We start from the raw sequence: 15917 nt of genomic DNA, 5'->3' as shown, positions 1-15917 counted from the left end.
CATAGCGAAGACCGGGAAAGGCAGGCTGTTTCGGCATCGGCGGGGCTCCTCGTCGCGTCCCGATAATCCTATCAGATCACGCCAAAACGCGCAGGTTTTTCAGACGTTCCTTAAATACTCAAATGGCATCCCTCTCATTCGCTGATTCGTCTGCGGGGAAAAGGCAATGGTTGAGCGCGCTGGCAAATGGCGCTACACCCGGCGAAACTCAACGGAGGACTTATGTTCGACCTTACCGGTAAAACGGCGCTGGTGACCGGCGCTTCGGGTGGCATCGGTGCCGCTGTGGCCCGGGCCCTGCACGGGGCGGGCGCTGTTGTGACGCTGTCCGGCACCCGTGAAGCGCCGCTGCAGGCGCTGGCGGCTGAACTTGGCGAGCGGGCTTTTGTCGCGACTGCAAATCTCTCAGACGGCGCCTCGGTGGATGCGCTTCCCAAGGCTGCTGCCGATCTGATGGGCGGGCGCGTAGACATTCTGGTCAACAATGCCGGGATCACCCGTGACAACCTTTTCATGCGCATGTCGGATGAAGAGTTCCAGTCTGTCATTGACGTGAACCTGACGGCAAGCTTCCGGCTGATGCGCGGCTGTCTGCGCGGCATGATGAAAGCCCGCTATGGCCGCATCGTTTCGGTGACCTCGGTGGTGGGTGCGATCGGCAACCCGGGGCAGGGCAACTACGCGGCTTCGAAAGCCGGAATCGTGGGCATGTCGAAAGCTCTGGCGCAGGAAGTCGCCAGCCGTGGCATCACCGTGAACTGCATTGCTCCGGGCTTTGTTGCCACGGCGATGACGGAAAAACTGACCGATGATCAGAAGGCGGCTCTGCTGCCGAAGATCCCTGCGGGCCGTATGGGCACTCCGGAAGACATTGCAGCCGCTGCACTTTTCCTTTCGAGTGCCGAGGCTGGTTATGTCACCGGGGCCACACTTCACGTCAACGGCGGCATGGCGATGCTGTGATTGCCGCAGGCGTGGCGGAAACAGTTTGCCACGCCGGATTAACATGCTATAGCCCCGCTCGGATCGCATGGACTTTGCCGCAGTGGCAGAGGGCTTTGCGAACGATATGGGACAGACTGCGGGCTCTTCCCGCTTCAGAAAAGGTAGTACCATGAGCGATATCGCAGACCGCGTGAAGAAGATCGTTGTCGAGCACCTCGGCGTTGAAGAAGACAAAGTCCTCGAAAACGCTTCGTTCATCGACGATCTCGGTGCGGACAGCCTCGACACCGTCGAGCTCGTGATGGCATTTGAAGAAGAGTTCGGCATCGAGATCCCGGACGATGCAGCCGAGACCATCCAGTCGTTCGGTGACGCAGTGAAATTCATCACCGAAGCATCGGCCTGAGAATTTCCGGCCATTGGCTGAGAAAGGCGCCTCCCCGGAAGGGGGGCGCCTTTTTCGTTGCGCGGCTGGCAAGTGCAGGCCACTCTTGCCGCAGCTGATTGGGGTGAGAGTGCATGACACGCTGGCGCTGGAAGATTCTGCAGTTAAGTCGCAAGCTCTGGGTGCGGGCGGTGTTTTTGGGGCTGGTTGGTCTTCTTGCCGCGCTGGCCTCGGTCTTTGCGGAAGCCTGGCTGCCTTGGGAGTTTCCGGTTGAGATCAGTGTGACCGCTGTCGAATCGCTCCTGACGATTATTGCCTCCTCCATGCTGGCCGTGACGACCTTTTCGCTGTCGACCATGCTGGGGGCTTTTGGGGCGGCCACCAATAATGTGACGCCCCGGGCGACGCCGCTGCTGCTGGAAGACCGTCTGGCGCAGAATGTTCTGTCGAGCTTTGTCGGCTCCTTCATCTTTTCGATTGTGGGTCTGGTGGTGCTGAAGACCGGTGCCTATGGCGACCGGGGGCGGTTCATCCTTTTCCTGGTCACCATCGCGGTCATCGTGATGATCGTGGTGATGCTCATGCGCTGGATCAACCATCTGCTGCTGCTGGGGCGGATGGGGGAAACCACGGGGCGGGTTGAACTGGCCGCCGCTCAGGCGCTCCGCGGGCGGCTGGAGCAGCCCTGGCTCGGTGGTGTGGCGCTGGAGGATGCGGAGCGGGAGCCGCCTGAGGGGGCGGTGGTGTTGCGGGCCGGAGAGGTCGGCTATCTGCAGCATATCGATCTGCCGGGGCTGGCTCTGCTGGCTGACACCCTGGAGACGGAGATTCGCATTCCGATCAACCCTGGAAAATTTCTTTATGCTGACACTGTTCTGGCCTGGCATGACGGCCCGGCAGAGAAGATGGAGGAGTTTCGGGAGGCGTTTACCGTCGGCATTGCGCGGACCTTCGATCAGGATCCGCGCTTCGGATTTATGGTCATGGCAGAGATCGGCTCGCGTGCATTGTCGCCTGCGACCAATGACGCCGGCACGGCGATTGATGTGCTGGGGCGGCTTGCGCGGCTGATGACGATCTGGGGCGAGGGGACGGCGCGTCTTGCGGAGGAGCCGCCGGAGCCGGCCTATCCGCGCCTGCGGGTGGCACCGCTGTCTGATAACGATCTTTTTGAGGATGCCTTCATGCTCATGGCACGCGACGGGGCGGGGCTGGTCGAGATTCAGCTGCGCCTGCGCAAGACGCTTGAGGCGCTTGGCCGCATCGGCAGCCCCGCCTTTCGTCAGGCGGCGGAACGTCAGCGCGCCCTTGCCGGTGCGCGTGCTGCGGAGGCCCTGATGTTGTCTCAGGATCTTGAAAGGCTGCGCGACTGAGCTGCGGGAACGAAGAAGGCCGGGGAGATCCCCGGCCTTTATCTTAGTGGAAGTCGTCGCGATCGTTCTGCCACTCGCGGGCAAGGTTGCCAAAGCGGGTGTATTTGCCCTCAAAGCTTAATTCGACCGTGCCGATCGGCCCGTGACGCTGTTTGCCAAGGATGACTTCGGCCTTGCCATGGGCCTGTTCCATGACCTGCTGCCAGGCGGCCATTTTTTCCAGCTCGTGATCGCCGGGCTTTTCGCGCTCTTTATAGTATTCATCACGATAGACGAACATCACCACATCGGCGTCCTGCTCAATCGAGCCGGATTCGCGCAGGTCGGAAAGCTGCGGGCGTTTGTCTTCACGGCTTTCGACCTGACGTGACAGCTGTGACAGCGCAATCACGGGGATGTTGAGTTCTTTGGCGATTGCCTTCAACCCTTGGGTGATCTCAGAGACCTCCTGGACGCGGTTGTCTTTGGAGGTGCCTTTGAGAAGCTGAAGATAGTCCACCATCAGCACGTCCAGCCCGTGGGTCCGCTTCAGGCGGCGGGCGCGGGCGGCCACCTGGCTGATCGGCAGTGCCGGCGTGTCATCGATGTAAAGCGGGCAGGTCTCAAGCGCCTTGGCGGCTTCCACGAAGCGGCGGAATTCGGCCTCGGTCATATCCCCGCGGCGGATCTGCTCTGAGGGGATCTCCGCGGCCTCAGACAGGATACGGGCGGCCAGCTGATCGGCCGACATCTCCAGCGAGAAGAAGCCCACCACGCCGCCTTCCACCGCGCCTTCAGAGCCATCCGGGCGGCGGCCCTTTTTATAGGCCTTGGCGATGTTGAAAGCGATGTTGGTGGCAAGCGAGGTTTTACCCATCGACGGACGGCCGGCGAGGATGATCAGGTCCGAGGGGTGCAGACCGCCCAGTTTCTTATCCAGATCGATCAGCTGGGTTGGAATGCCCGACAGGCCGCCGCCGCGCTGATAGGCGGCATTGGCGGTATCAACAGCCGTGGTGACGGCGCGCAGGAAGCTTTGAAAGCCGCGCTCAACGACACCCTGTTCGCCCAGTTTATAGAGGCGCTGTTCGGCCTCGGTGATCTGTTCTTTCGGCTCTGAGCTGATATCGACCTTGGCGGCGCGGTCGACGATATCTTTACCAAGCTGGATGAGTTCGCGCCGCACCGCCAGATCATAGATCATCTGCGCATAATCGCGGGCCGCAAAGGCCGAGATGGCGGCACCGGCAAGGCGCACCAGATAGGCCGGACCGCCGAGTTCTTTCAGCCCGGCATCATCTTCCAGAAAAGCCTTCAGCGTCACCGGAGAGGCGAGGGCGTTTTTCTGGATACGCGAGGCCGCAATCTGAAAGATCCGCTGGTGGACGGGGTCGTAGAAATGCTCCGCCTTCACCAGGGCGGCGATGCGGTCGTAGACATCGTTATTGGTCAGGATCGCGCCGAGAAGCTGCTGTTCCGCCTCAATGTTATGCGGCAGCACCTCGGCAGCGCTGTCAGCGGCGGGCAGGGGGGCGACTGGGCGAAGAGGCGTAATCTCGGTCATGACCGTCTTTTCAGAACTGTTCGGCAGGGTCTCTTTGTTTAGGGCATGGCGCGCTCAGGGTCGAGGGGCAGACGCTGGCGGCTTTTGCGCAGTCTGGCGCGTTTGGGGCCAGTTGTCACCACCCCTTGCGATCGGGGCAGGCTCTGCCCCGAGATGATGTAAAATAAGACAGGCCGGGGAGTGCCCCCGGCCTGAAAATATTTTTCCTGCGGCGCTGTGGCTCAGGTCTTCGTTCAGGCGGTCGGCAGGCCGCGGCTTTCGCGCCAGGCGTCGGGGCTGGTCAGGAAGGCTTCGACCTCAGAGAGGGTTGCCTCATCAAAGGCCTTACGCTCACGCGCCACGGCCAGAACATCCCACCAGGTGCAGAGGTAGTGCAGTTCCACGCCATGTTCGCGCAGTTTCGGCACGGTGTCTTTGAAGATGTCGTAGTAGAAGATCACCGCCGTATGACCGCATTCTGCGCCGGTCTCTCGGATCGCATCGACGAAGGACAGCTTCGAGAAGCCGTTGGTGGTCATATCTTCGACCAGCAGCACGCGCTGGCCCTCAGTCATCTGACCCTCAATGCGGGCATTGCGGCCATAGCCTTTGGGCTTTTTGCGCACATAGGTCATGGGCAGGGCCATGCGCTCTGCCACCAGGGCCGCGAAGGGGATGCCTGCGGTCTCGCCGCCGGCGATATTGTCGAAGGCCTCAAGGCCTGCGTTGCGCATGACGGTGCAGGTCAGGAAATCCATCAGCGCCGAGCGGATGCGCGGATAAGAGATCAGCTTGCGGCAGTCGACATAGGTCGGGCCCTTCAGCCCGGAGGCATATTGAAAGGGCTCTGCGGCATTGAAATGCACCGCTTTGATATCCAGAAGCATGCCGGCCGAAAGGCGGGCAATTTCTTCGCGGGCGGGGAAGCTGGACGGGATCATGGCGCGCTCCTTCAGGCTGACGCGGCGGCTTTGCCACTGCGGGGGGTGAAATGCAACCGCCCGCCGCGTGAAAGCAGCCATAACACGATGCCGACATTGGCCGCGTTCCACACGATGCCGTTGAGGAAGGCGGCCGCATAGCTGCCGGTGAGGTCGTGAATCGCGCCTGACAGCCAGCCGCCGAGCGCCATGCCAAGGATGGTGGCCATCATCACGATCCCCACATTGGTCCCTGCGACGGCGGCGGGCATGTAGTCGCGCACGATCACCGCATAGGCCGGAACAATGCCGCCTTGGCTGAGGCCGAAAATCAGGCTGACAATATAGAGTGAGATCAGCCCGTCAAAGGGCAGATAAAGGAACAGTGCCATCATCTGCAGGCTGCCAAAAAGCAGAAGGGTCCCAAGCCCGCCGATCCGGTCGCTGATTGCCCCGCCGATCAGCCGCGACACCACGCCGCCCGCCAGCATGAGCGAGAGCATCTCCGCGCCCACCGCCGGGCCAAAACCAAGGTCCATGCACAGGGCCACGATATGCACCTGCGGCATCGACATCGCCACGCAGCAGGCCACGCCTGCAAGGCTGACCATCACAAGAAAGCGCCTCTGCGGGATCGGCAGAGCGCGGTGTCCCTCTGATCCCGCCTCAGTGGCCCTCGCCTCAACGGGCAGGGGGCGGCGCAGCAGCCAGATCAGTCCCGGCAGCAACAGAAGGATCAGCAGGCCCGTCAGCGCATAGGCCCGTCCCCAGCCCATCTGCGGCACCCAAAGGGTCAGGAGAAGCGGCCAGACGATCCCCGCCAGATAATTGGCCGAGGCCGCGATCGAGACGGCAATCCCGCGCCGCCTGCGAAACCAATGCGAGATGTCCGCCATCAGTGGCGAAAAGCAGCCCGCCGTGCCAAGCCCGACCGCGACCTGCGCCCCTCCGGCCACCCAGGCATTCGGGGCAAAGCCGGTGACGATATGCCCAAGCCCGGTCAGAAGCCCCGCAAGCACAAGGGTCGGCACCAGACCCTGACGGTCCAGCATCCGCCCGGTCACCACATTGCCGATGGCAAAGCCGATCATGGTGGCCGCGAAAAGCGCCGAACTTTCCGCCCGCTCCAGGCCGAAATCGGCGGCCATCATGGGCAGGGCGACAATCACGCTCCACATGCCGACATTGCCGATGGTGCCCGCGAGCACCGTCACGCCAAGCCGCCCCCAGGCGGTGCGGCTGTCCTGGATCGTCTGGCGCATGGTCTCACTCCTCCCCGGGCTTCCTGACTGTCCGCGCCGTCAGGCAGAAAGGCAAGAGCGGTGAAGCGCGGGGGACTTCAGTCCCTCTCCGGCATGTCGTGATGATCCAGGCGGGCTCAGAGGGGTTCTCTTGGCGCGTTGGCGGGCGCTGATGCCCCTTTCCAATTCTCATTAGAATATCCACAGCACCTCTGCGGTGAGGCTTCAAAGACCTTGCCTCGGGCCGCAACGCGGCAGGCATTGAACAAAAAAGGCCACCCCGAAGGATGGCCTCTCCTGTCATGACGCAGGCGCTCTGCCTCAGACCAGATCGCCTTCCGGTGAGATGCGGGTTTTGCCGCCAAGGTAGGGGTGCAGCACCGCCGGAAGATCGACCGAGCCGTCCTCCTGCTGGCCGTTCTCCAGAACCGCGATCAGCGTGCGGCCCACAGCAAGGCCCGAGCCGTTCAGCGTTGCCACGAACTCCGGCTTGCCACCTTCGGGGCGGAAGCGCGCGTTCATGCGGCGGGCCTGGAACTGGCCACAGGTCGAGCAGGAGGAAATCTCGCGGTATTTGCCCTGACCCGGAACCCAGACTTCGATGTCGTGGGTCTTCTGGCTGCCAAAGCCCATATCGCCGGTGCAAAGCACCACCGTGCGGTAGGGCAGGTTCAGCTTTTGCAGGATCGCCTCAGCACAGGCGGTCATGCGGTCATGCTCTGCGAGGGCCTGCTCGGGCTCGCAGATGGTGACCATTTCGACTTTCTCGAACTGATGCTGGCGCAGCATGCCGGTGGTGTCTTTGCCCGCCGAACCCGCTTCCGAGCGGAAGCAGTGGGTGTGGGCGGTCATGCGGATCGGAAGCTGCGCCTGATCGAGGATCTCACCGGCGACAAAATTCGTCAGCGTGACTTCCGCAGTCGGGATCAGCCACCAGCCATTGGTGGTCTGATAGCTGTCTTCCGAGAATTTCGGCAGGTTGCCGGTGCCGAACATCGGCTCGTCTTTGACCAGAACCGGGGTCCAGCATTCGGTCAGACCATGCTCTTCGACATGGGTATCGACCATGAACTGACCAAGCGCGCGGTGCACGCGGGTCACAGCGCCCTTCAGCACCATGAAGCGCGAGCCGGAGAGCTTTGCGGCGGTTTCAAAATCCATTCCCGGTTTCACGCCTTTGATCTCAAAGTGCTCAACGGGTTGGAACGGGAACTCCCGGGGGGTGCCCCAGGTGCGGATCTCGACGTTGTCGTTTTCATCGCGGCCCTCCGGCACCTCATCGAGGGGCAGGTTGGGGATGGTCATCAGTATGTCGCGCAGTTCTGCGTCGCGTGCAGCGGCTTGCGTGTTCAGCGCTGCGATCTCGGCTTTCTTTTCGGCCACGAGGGCACGCAGACGCTCGAACTCCGCGTCATCGCCACGGGCCTTCGCGGCACCGACTTCCTTTGAGGCGCGGTTCTGTTCGGCCTGCGCGGTTTCTGCCGCCTGGATCTTGCCGCGACGCTCCTCATCAAGCGCCAGGATCTGCGACGACAGCGCCGCGAGGCCACGGCGGCCAAGCGCGCGGTCGAAAGCTTCGGGGTTTTCGCGGATGAAGCGAATGTCGTGCATGGATCGGCTCCGGATGGGTCAGGGCGGCGCGCGCCCGGTCTCTCCGGCAATACCAGGCCCCCTGCGCTCAGGCAAGGCCACTGCGTCCGGCCTGGTGACGCGCAGGTTCCCGTCGCAGCTTTGCCAGAGGCAGAGTTTCGCCGGAAAATGGCACGGGAAGTGGCTGAAACCCGCGTTTCGATGTAAAATCCGGCAGTGATTTCACCCGGCGGGGGAGCCGGGCGGCCTCTGTGCCGTTGTCATTTCATCATGAGCGCCGTGCGGCTGAGAGCCGTTCTGCCCTCACATCCGTCCGGGCAATGTCCCGGATATCCGGTCAGACTGACGAGGAGAAGATGGAGAAAATGTTTAAGACCCACCCGATTGCCGCCCTGATCACCACCGTCGCCCTGCTTGCCCCGCCTGCCTTTGCGCAGCAGGGGACGGCCCCGGATGGTGCAAATACGACCATCCCGCCGGGCCTGCCGCCGCATACCACCCCGACGGCCCCCGATGGCACCTCGCCCACCACGTCCCCTACCGGGCAGGTCGATGTGCAGACGAAGCCCGATCTCGGTGCAACGGCTGATGCTCCGGCACCAAGCGCGGCACCCGCACCGGATGCCACTGCGCCCGCGCCGGCTTCAAGCGCTGCCCCGGCAGCGCCGGTGACCACGCCGGCACCGGAAGTGCCGGCCATGGCCACGGGACTTCTGGCGCCCGAGGGCTATACCCAGATCGCCGATTTCACTGTCGTCACCGCCGATCAGCTGAAAGGCGCTGAGGTTCGCAGTGCCGAAGGGAAGGACGTCGGCCGCGTCACCGAACTGCGCAGCACCTCTGCGGGCCTGCCGGAGGCGCTGATCGCTGACATCGGCGGTTTCCTGGGTCTTGGTGCGCATACCGTGCAGCTGACCCCCGATCAGATCGGTATTTTCAAAAATGACTCTGACAACTTCATTGTTGTTTCGAGCCTGACGGAAGACGTGCTGAAGTCGCTTCCTGCCTGGGAAGCGCCCGCACAGTAACTCCGCGAGCCGGCCTGGCCGGAGGTGAGGAGGAGGGCGGATGACCCGCCATAACATGCCGCTCCCTGGCGTCCCCGGGGAGCGGTTTTTTATGCGCGGGGTGTGCCGGGGGGGCGGACATGGCGCAGAGAGACTTTGCAGAGCGGTTGGCCGCCTGTCTGCCGCGCCCGATTCCGGGTTGAACCGCGCGGATCTGACCGGGAGAGGCATCAGCCCTGTGGCCCGGGGCCGTGCCGCTCGGACCCTGCGGCAGAGCGCGGGCTTGACCATGTCTGATTACCCTTCAGATGCGATGTCCGGGGTGATTCGTCCTGAAGCTCCGGAATTCCCGCTATGGCTGTATGCGACCTGAGAATGCGGCGCACAGATGTGCGGCTGTCAGGCGCCGTGATGATAAATCTGTGAACAGGGTTAACGCTGCGACGCAATCCCGGATTGTTCTGTTTGTTTCCCTTTGGACATCAATACGAAAAACCCGCCCGCCATGCCGTGCCAGGACGGGAGGATTTCCCGACCTTGCTCGCTGCGGGACTCGGCAAAAACAGTTTGAGGGCGAAACAATAGTGAGGAAATCGCCTTTTGAGTGCACCCGTGGAGCGTGTTTCGGGCTGCCCTGATTGAGACCTGTTTGCCGGGATTTTGCTTTATTTCAAACTAAATCTAAGTCTAATGAATGTTGATCCGGCCGCCTTCTTTTCCTGTCGGCAGAGCCGGGACGCAGCTTCGCCAGAGCGGAGCTGTCGTCTCCAGAGATGACGTTTCACCGCCCCTCAGGCGCAGGACTTCTGCGTGAAGGGAGAGGTCGTATTTGCCCGAAGTTGCGGGCCCGCAGCGTTAATTGGCCTGGCCAGCGCCGGAAGATGAGGTTAGAGAAATGCCGGTTTTTGCCTATTACGATTTTAACGATCCCGACAACATCCTCCGCGACGGTGCGCTTGATAACGGGGCGCAGCAGGGCATGTATATGGGCGGCGCGGCTGCCGCTGAGGGGCGGCTGCAGCTTGACGGCAATACGGCCTATGCCAAGATTTACCCTGCTGAGATGTTTCAGGACGGACGCGGCACCGTTGCGCTTGAATTCAGCATGACCTCTCATTCGGGCGAGGGGCCGGATACGGTCCTGTCGCGCGACAGTCGGGAAGAAGGCAGCGGTTTTCGCGTCGATGTGATGCCGGACGGCGCCATCCGCGTCAGCCATGACAGCCCTGATGGACCGACCGTTTTCACCACGGAGGCCGGGTTCATCAATCCCAACGATCAGGTTGATCTGAGCTACTCCTGGAACTACGGCGGTGAGACCCCCGGCCAGCTGGTCATCAACAACCTCACGACCGGTGCGACGCATCTGGATGATGTGCCCAACACGCTGACCATGGAGATGCCCAGTCCTGAGGTGCAGTGGAAGGTCGGCACCAGCGCGGCCAGCACCGAGGCCGGGACGCTCTGGCCGCTGCAGGATTTTTTCAACGGCAGCGTGGGCTATCTGTCCTTCTCAGACAGCGTCGACAACATCGTTGAAAATGAGGATCCCGATGCCCGCGACGACAGCGCAGACACGGCGGTTGATCGTTCCGTCATCATTCCGGTGCTGTCCAATGATGTGGATCCCGACGGCGACAGCCTGACGGTCACCTCTGCAACGGCGGATGTCGGCGATGTGGTTATCAATCCCGATGGCACGCTGACCTATACCCCGCCTGAAGGCTATCTGGGCGATGTGGCGATTTCCTACACCATCTCGGACGGTCGCGGCGGTTCAGATACGGCCACCGTTACGGTGAATGTCTCGAACGGCGGCAATACCGGCGGCCATCGCGACGGGATTGTCTGGGGGACCGGCGCGGGCGATGTGATCGACGCGGCCTATACCGGCGACAATGACGGGGACTTCGTCGACCGTGGCGATGCGCTTTTGTCGGGTCACGTCCACGATGATGACTACATCATTGCGGGCGCGGGCAATGACACCGTTTATGCGGGGCAGGGTGCGGATATCGTCTTTGGCGGCACCGGCGCGGATTCTGTCTACGGCGGCGCGGGCAACGACACCCTTCTGGGAGAAGGCGGGCAGGACAGTCTTTACGGCGGCGACGGGGATGACCTGCTCGACGGCGGCGCAAAGGACGATGTTCTGTACGGTGACGCCGGAGATGACACGCTGCTCGGCGGGGATGGTTATGATCTGCTGGATGGCGGCAGCGGGGATGACCTCCTGGTGGGCGGCGCGGGTGCGGATACGCTGCGCGGCGGAGAGGGGGCGGATACTTTGCTCGGCGGCGATGACCGTGACCTCATCCTGGGGGCAAATCCCGGGGATCTGATCGACGGTGGTTCGGGCGGTGACGACTGGGACACCCTGGATCTGACCGGAATGGGGCCGCTGCGTGTCTGGCGCGATCCTGAGAACATCGAGAACGGCTATATCACCTTCTTCGATACTGAGGGCAATGAGACCGGGCGGTCGCATTTCTTCGATATTGAGAAGATCATCCCCTGCTTCACGCCGGGCACTCTGATCGCGACACCGAAGGGGCCGGTGCCGGTGCAGGATCTTCAGGTCGGTGACCGCGTGATGACCCGTGACAACGGCATCCAGGAGATCCGCTGGACCGGGGCGCGTCATCTCTCGGCGGCAGAGCTTGCCATGGCCTCGCATCTGCAGCCGGTGATGATCCGTCGCGGCGCGCTGGGCAATGGCCTGCCCGAGCGGGATATGATGGTCAGCCCCAACCACCGGGTGCTCGTCGCCAATGACCGCACGGCGCTTTATTTCGATGAGCATGAGGTTCTGGTCGCGGCAAAGCATCTGGTCGGCATTGAGGGGATCACCCCGATCATCAGCTCGGGCACCAGCTATCTGCACTTCATGTGCGACCGCCATGAAGTTGTCCTCTCCGACGGGGCCTGGACCGAGACCTTCCAGCCCGGCGATCAGTCTCTCCAGGGCATGGGCAACGCACAGCGCAATGAGATCTTTGAGATCTTCCCCGAACTGCAGGAAAGCCGCGGCATCGACAGCTATGTCGCTGCCCGCAAGACCCTGAAAAAGCACGAAGCCCTGCTGCTGCGCCGCTGAGAGCGGGCGAAGGCCCAGGTTGCATGGCAAGGCCGGCGGGTGATCCCGCCGGCCTTTGTCGTTCCGGAGCCGCTCTGACCCCACAGGCCCGGTCCGGGGCGGGCCGAGCCCGCTGGCGGTCACAGACCGCCGGGTCCTGTCCGCCGCTCAGTTCGCCGAGGGGTTGCGCCGCCCCGCGCGCCATCTCTCCCAGGCTTCGGGCGTGTCCAGATCGGTGAGGGCATGGGCCTCGGGCAGGGCGTGAAGGGTGATCCGCGCCGCATGGGCCCGCAGCAGCGGCTTTGCGCCCTGATCGCCGCGCAGCTGCGCAGCCTCCGCCAGAAGATCTGCGGGCAGCAGGACCGGGTGGCCAGGCCGCCCGTCGGCACCGGCCCCGCGATGGATGCGCGAGGGATCGGCGCGAAACGCGTCCAGCAGCAGCTGCAGATCCGCGAGGGTGATCTCGGGCATATCGGCGGGAAGAACCATCATAGCCCGTCCCGTTCGGGCGGCCCGTTCCGCGCCTGCCCGCAGCGAGGCGGACATCCCCTCAGCGGCAGCTTCGGGAAAGACAATCTCTGCCGCCAGGCCCTCAAGTGCCGCAAGGCGTGCGGGGCTGTCAGGGGGCAGTGTCACCAGCACCGGACAGCGCGTCGCCAGGGCCATGCGGGTGCGGTTGCGCAAGAGAGGCTCTCCGTCCAGATCCTCGGTCAGTTTGTCCCGCAAAGGCCCCATGCGGCTTGAGGCTCCGGCAGCGGGCAGCAGGATCAGGGGCAGGGCAGCAGGCATGGCGCGAAACCTTTGGGCCGGGGCGTGCAGAGCCCCTCTTTGTGCTTGTCATCTGATCGCCCGCAGGATACACGCGCAGCACTTCACAGGCGAAGGCGGGCTTTGACAGGGAGACATCCTGTCAGGTCCACCGGTTGGGGGAAACCCTGAAACCTTCGCTCAGGTACAAACCGGAAAGGATAAGAGATGGCTCTTCCTGAATTCTCGATGCGTCAGCTGCTCGAAGCTGGCGTTCACTATGGTCACCAGACTCAGCGCTGGAATCCGCGTATGGCCGAGTATATCTACGGCGATCGCAACGGCATCCACATCCTTGACCTCACTCAGACCGTTCCGATGCTGGATCAGGCTCTGAAAGTCGTGCGCGACACCGTCGCACGCGGCGGTCGCGTTCTCTTCGTCGGCACCAAGCGTCAGGCTTCGAAAGCTGTCGCTGATGCTGCTGAGAAATGCGCACAGTACTACATGAACCACCGCTGGCTCGGTGGCACCCTGACCAACTGGAAAACTGTTTCGCAGTCGATCCAGCGTCTGAAAGCCATCGACGAGCAACTCGCTTCCGGTGCTGAAGGCCTCACCAAAAAAGAGCGCCTGAACATGGAACGTGAGCAGGCCAAACTGACCGCTTCGCTCGGCGGTATCCGCGACATGGGCGGCGTTCCGGACCTGCTGTTCGTGATCGATGTTGGTAAAGAAGACCTCGCAGTCCTCGAAGCCAACAAACTGGGTATCCCGGTTGTCGCAGTGGTTGACACCAACTGCTCGCCCAAAGGCATCACCCACGTGATCCCGGGCAACGACGACGCGGCCCGCGCCATCGCTCTCTACTGCGACCTGGTTGCACGTGCAGCTCTCGACGGTATGTCGGCTCAGATGGGCGCAGCAGGCATCGACCTGGGCGAACTGGAAGAAGCTCCGGCAGAAGAAGTGATCTCGGAAGCTGAAGCCTGATCTCAGGCCCGTTACCGGCTAATCATACCGGGCGGGGAATGAACGTTCCCCGCCCGATTCCGTTCAAATTCCAAGGAGAAGTCGCATGAGCATTACCGCTGCGATGGTGAAAGAGCTGCGCGAGACCACTGGCGCCGGCATGATGGACGCGAAAAAAGCGCTGGTCGAGAACGATGGCAACATGGAAGCGGCAATCGACTGGCTGCGCACCAAGGGCCTCGCGAAAGCTGCGAAAAAAGCAGACCGCGTTGCTGCTGAGGGCCTGATCGGTGTGGCCGTTGCTGCTGGCAAAGGCGTCGCTGTCGAGATCAACTCGGAAACCGACTTCGTTGCGAAAAACGCTGACTTCCAGGCTCTGGTTGCCGGCATCGCAGGCGTCGCTCTCGAAGTTGGCCAGTCGGTGGAAGCTGTGAAAGCGGCAACCCTGAACGGCAAAACCGTTGAAGAGACCCTGAACAGCGCCATCGCCGTCATCGGTGAGAACATGACCTTCCGTCGTCTGGAAGTTCTGGAAGGCGAGACCGTTGTGTCCTACGTGCACAACGCTGCCGCTGAAGGCATGGGCAAAATCGGCGTTCTCGTTGCTCTGAGCGGCGATGCGGCGAAAGCACAGGAAATCGGCAAGCAGTTCGCAATGCACATCGCTGCAACGAACCCGCTGTCGCTGTCGGAAGCCACCCTTGACCCGGTCGTGGTTGAGCGTGAACTGGCCGTGCAGACCGCAAAAGCTCTGGAAGAGAACGCTTCCTCGGCCAAGCCGAAGCCCGAGCAGGTCATCCACAACAACATCATCCCGGGCCGTATGAAGAAATTCCTCGCAGAGAACACCCTTCTCGGCCAGGCTTTCGTCATCAACCCCGATCTGACGGTTGAGCAGGCTGCAAAAGAAGCCGGCGTGGAAATCACCGGTTACGCCCGCGTCGCTTGCGGCGAAGGCATCGAGAAAAAAGAAGAAGATTTCGCTGCAGAAGTCGCAAAGACCCTGCAGGGCTGATTTTCTCCTGCTCTGCTTTTCGGAGCAGAGCAGGGTTTCAGATGGAAAAGCGCCCCTCGGGGCGCTTTTTTATATTCCGGGGTGTCAGTGCGAAAAGTGGCGTTCAGAAACGGCTGGCCTGCAGGCAGGCGGAGCGATCCGGTTTGTGGCGGGCGCAGAGCGCCGGATGTGGTGCGTTAATGCAGCTGCGCAGGCCATTCTGCGGGCGGAAAGGACAGCCGGGAAAGACCGGTGTAAATGAGCCGGTTGTGCGGCTTGCCTCCAGACCGGTCACAACGCCCAGGTCCCGGTGCTGTTTCCCGGGCCGGGCCTCCATCCGGGGCCAGGTGCTTTTAAATCAACGTTTCGGCTCGCCCGTCGGGTTGGCGTAGAGGTGATTGAACATCGCGGCCTTGGCGACCGCCTGTGCGGTGGTGTCCACATCAAGGCATTCACGGGCCAGCCGAAGATGCTTTTCCACCATGCCGGGGCTGATGCCCATGATGATGGCGATATCCTGACTGGTCTTGCCTTCAGCCACCCATTCAAGCGCTTCGCGCTGGCGCGGTGAGAGCGCCCGGCGGTGCACTTTCAGCGGCATCGACTGAATTTTAAGATGCATTGTCTGGGCGAGGATGATGATCTCATCGCCTTTCTCCGCCCACATGGCGTCGATGCTGTCCTGGGTCTGATCGGGGGCCGCGATCATGCTCAGCGCGGCTGCGCGGCGCGATCCCGGCTCTTCGAAAGAGATCACATAACCTGCGCAGAGACCGCTTTTGCGGGCAAGATCACGGGCGGCCACTTCATCGGGGGTCAGCAGGCCTTTGGCGAACTGCTCTTCCGCCCAACGCCAGGAGCTGGCGCCAGAGTTGTTCATCACCCAGCGAAACATCGGGGTGCGGATGAAGAAGCTCATATCCTCCCGGCCACGGCCGGGATGGCGGGCGATGGTGGTGAAGGAGACCACATCCTGAATGTCGCCGACGGAGCCTTCCCGACGGTTGCTGGTCGCACCATAAAGGATCCGGTCAAACCCGAAGGGCTTCAACGCGGCAGCAAGCTCGTGCCAGACAGCCTCCGGCGTCCGGGCGCTGACGATCCTTCGGATCTGAGAGAGCGCATCAGTCAAACTGTCGACCTTT

General features: G+C 62.4%; 13 protein-coding genes. 7 read left to right on the top strand and 6 right to left on the bottom strand.

Annotation, left to right across the window (positions count from 1 at the left end; genetic code table 11):
- The first annotated feature begins 222 nt into the window (after nucleotides 1-222).
- The 3 genes from fabG to EP867_RS14230 all read left to right on the top strand — a co-directional run bounded on the left by fabG (nucleotide 223) and on the right by EP867_RS14230 (nucleotide 2703).
- Nucleotides 223-963, top strand: a complete 741-nt coding sequence (gene fabG, locus EP867_RS14240) for a 3-oxoacyl-[acyl-carrier-protein] reductase (protein ID WP_128490153.1) — start codon at nucleotides 223-225, stop codon at nucleotides 961-963.
- 151 nt (nucleotides 964-1114) lie between these two features.
- On the top strand, nucleotides 1115-1351 hold the full coding sequence (locus tag EP867_RS14235) for an acyl carrier protein (protein WP_128490152.1): 237 nt from the start codon (nucleotides 1115-1117) through the stop codon (nucleotides 1349-1351).
- A 113-nt stretch (nucleotides 1352-1464) separates the two neighbouring features.
- Complete coding sequence (locus EP867_RS14230) at nucleotides 1465-2703, top strand: DUF2254 domain-containing protein (RefSeq protein ID WP_128490151.1); 1239 nt, start codon at nucleotides 1465-1467, stop codon at nucleotides 2701-2703.
- Between the two features lie 43 nt (nucleotides 2704-2746).
- On the opposite strand, the gene EP867_RS14225 is transcribed toward EP867_RS14230, so the two are convergent.
- From EP867_RS14225 to serS, 4 genes are all read right to left on the bottom strand, one after another.
- On the bottom strand, nucleotides 2747-4246 hold the full coding sequence (locus EP867_RS14225) for a replicative DNA helicase (RefSeq protein WP_128490150.1): 1500 nt from the start codon (nucleotides 4244-4246) through the stop codon (nucleotides 2747-2749).
- A 233-nt stretch (nucleotides 4247-4479) separates the two neighbouring features.
- Complete coding sequence (locus EP867_RS14220; RefSeq protein WP_128490149.1) at nucleotides 4480-5166, bottom strand: orotate phosphoribosyltransferase; 687 nt, start codon at nucleotides 5164-5166, stop codon at nucleotides 4480-4482.
- 11 nt (nucleotides 5167-5177) lie between these two features.
- Nucleotides 5178-6407, bottom strand: a complete 1230-nt coding sequence (locus tag EP867_RS14215; protein WP_128490148.1) for an MFS transporter — start codon at nucleotides 6405-6407, stop codon at nucleotides 5178-5180.
- 300 nt (nucleotides 6408-6707) lie between these two features.
- Nucleotides 6708-7997, bottom strand: coding sequence for a serine--tRNA ligase (gene serS, locus EP867_RS14210; RefSeq protein ID WP_128490147.1), 1290 nt, complete (start codon nucleotides 7995-7997; stop codon nucleotides 6708-6710).
- Between the two features lie 344 nt (nucleotides 7998-8341).
- Here serS and EP867_RS14205 point away from each other — a divergent pair, with 344 nt between their 5' ends.
- Nucleotides 8342-9004 (top strand): PRC-barrel domain-containing protein, encoded by a 663-nt coding sequence (locus EP867_RS14205; RefSeq protein WP_128490146.1) that lies wholly within the window; start codon nucleotides 8342-8344, stop codon nucleotides 9002-9004.
- A gap of 874 nt (nucleotides 9005-9878) precedes the next feature.
- Entirely contained in the window at nucleotides 9879-12080 is a 2202-nt protein-coding gene (locus tag EP867_RS14200) for a Hint domain-containing protein (RefSeq protein ID WP_128490145.1), read from the top strand.
- Nucleotides 12081-12227: 147 nt separating this feature from the next.
- On the opposite strand, the gene EP867_RS14195 is transcribed toward EP867_RS14200, so the two are convergent.
- Nucleotides 12228-12848, bottom strand: coding sequence for a nucleotidyltransferase family protein (locus EP867_RS14195; RefSeq protein ID WP_128490144.1), 621 nt, complete (start codon nucleotides 12846-12848; stop codon nucleotides 12228-12230).
- Nucleotides 12849-13034: 186 nt separating this feature from the next.
- On the opposite strand from EP867_RS14195, the gene rpsB reads away from it, so the two are divergent.
- Together rpsB and tsf are read left to right on the top strand one after the other, a co-directional pair.
- Nucleotides 13035-13799, top strand: a complete 765-nt coding sequence (gene rpsB, locus EP867_RS14190; protein ID WP_128490143.1) for a 30S ribosomal protein S2 — start codon at nucleotides 13035-13037, stop codon at nucleotides 13797-13799.
- 85 nt (nucleotides 13800-13884) lie between these two features.
- The gene (tsf, locus tag EP867_RS14185) at nucleotides 13885-14793 is read left to right on the top strand and encodes a translation elongation factor Ts (protein WP_128490142.1); all 909 of its coding nucleotides are present in this window, start codon (nucleotides 13885-13887) and stop codon (nucleotides 14791-14793) included.
- 337 nt (nucleotides 14794-15130) lie between these two features.
- On the opposite strand, the gene EP867_RS14180 is transcribed toward tsf, so the two are convergent.
- A complete protein-coding gene (locus EP867_RS14180) occupies nucleotides 15131-15904 on the bottom strand; it encodes a helix-turn-helix transcriptional regulator (protein WP_128490141.1) in 774 nt (257 codons plus the stop codon).
- Nucleotides 15905-15917: the final 13 nt, after the last annotated feature.

The sequence above is a fragment of the Falsigemmobacter intermedius genome (assembly GCF_004054105.1).
Taxonomy (GTDB): domain Bacteria; phylum Pseudomonadota; class Alphaproteobacteria; order Rhodobacterales; family Rhodobacteraceae; genus Wagnerdoeblera; species Wagnerdoeblera intermedia.
Note: the sequence above shows the minus strand (reverse complement) of the source record. Positions and strands in the feature narration are given on the sequence as shown.

Coding starts and splice junctions, on each gene's coding strand:
- fabG (WP_128490153.1), top strand. CDS start 223: ATGTTCGACCTTACCGGTAAAACGGCGCTGGTGACCGGCGCTTCGGGT.
- EP867_RS14235 (WP_128490152.1), top strand. CDS start 1,115: ATGAGCGATATCGCAGACCGCGTGAAGAAGATCGTTGTCGAGCACCTC.
- EP867_RS14230 (WP_128490151.1), top strand. CDS start 1,465: ATGACACGCTGGCGCTGGAAGATTCTGCAGTTAAGTCGCAAGCTCTGG.
- EP867_RS14225 (WP_128490150.1), bottom strand. CDS start 4,246: ATGACCGAGATTACGCCTCTTCGCCCAGTCGCCCCCCTGCCCGCCGCT.
- EP867_RS14220 (WP_128490149.1), bottom strand. CDS start 5,166: ATGATCCCGTCCAGCTTCCCCGCCCGCGAAGAAATTGCCCGCCTTTCG.
- EP867_RS14215 (WP_128490148.1), bottom strand. CDS start 6,407: ATGCGCCAGACGATCCAGGACAGCCGCACCGCCTGGGGGCGGCTTGGC.
- serS (WP_128490147.1), bottom strand. CDS start 7,997: ATGCACGACATTCGCTTCATCCGCGAAAACCCCGAAGCTTTCGACCGC.
- EP867_RS14205 (WP_128490146.1), top strand. CDS start 8,342: ATGTTTAAGACCCACCCGATTGCCGCCCTGATCACCACCGTCGCCCTG.
- EP867_RS14200 (WP_128490145.1), top strand. CDS start 9,879: ATGCCGGTTTTTGCCTATTACGATTTTAACGATCCCGACAACATCCTC.
- EP867_RS14195 (WP_128490144.1), bottom strand. CDS start 12,848: ATGCCTGCTGCCCTGCCCCTGATCCTGCTGCCCGCTGCCGGAGCCTCA.
- rpsB (WP_128490143.1), top strand. CDS start 13,035: ATGGCTCTTCCTGAATTCTCGATGCGTCAGCTGCTCGAAGCTGGCGTT.
- tsf (WP_128490142.1), top strand. CDS start 13,885: ATGAGCATTACCGCTGCGATGGTGAAAGAGCTGCGCGAGACCACTGGC.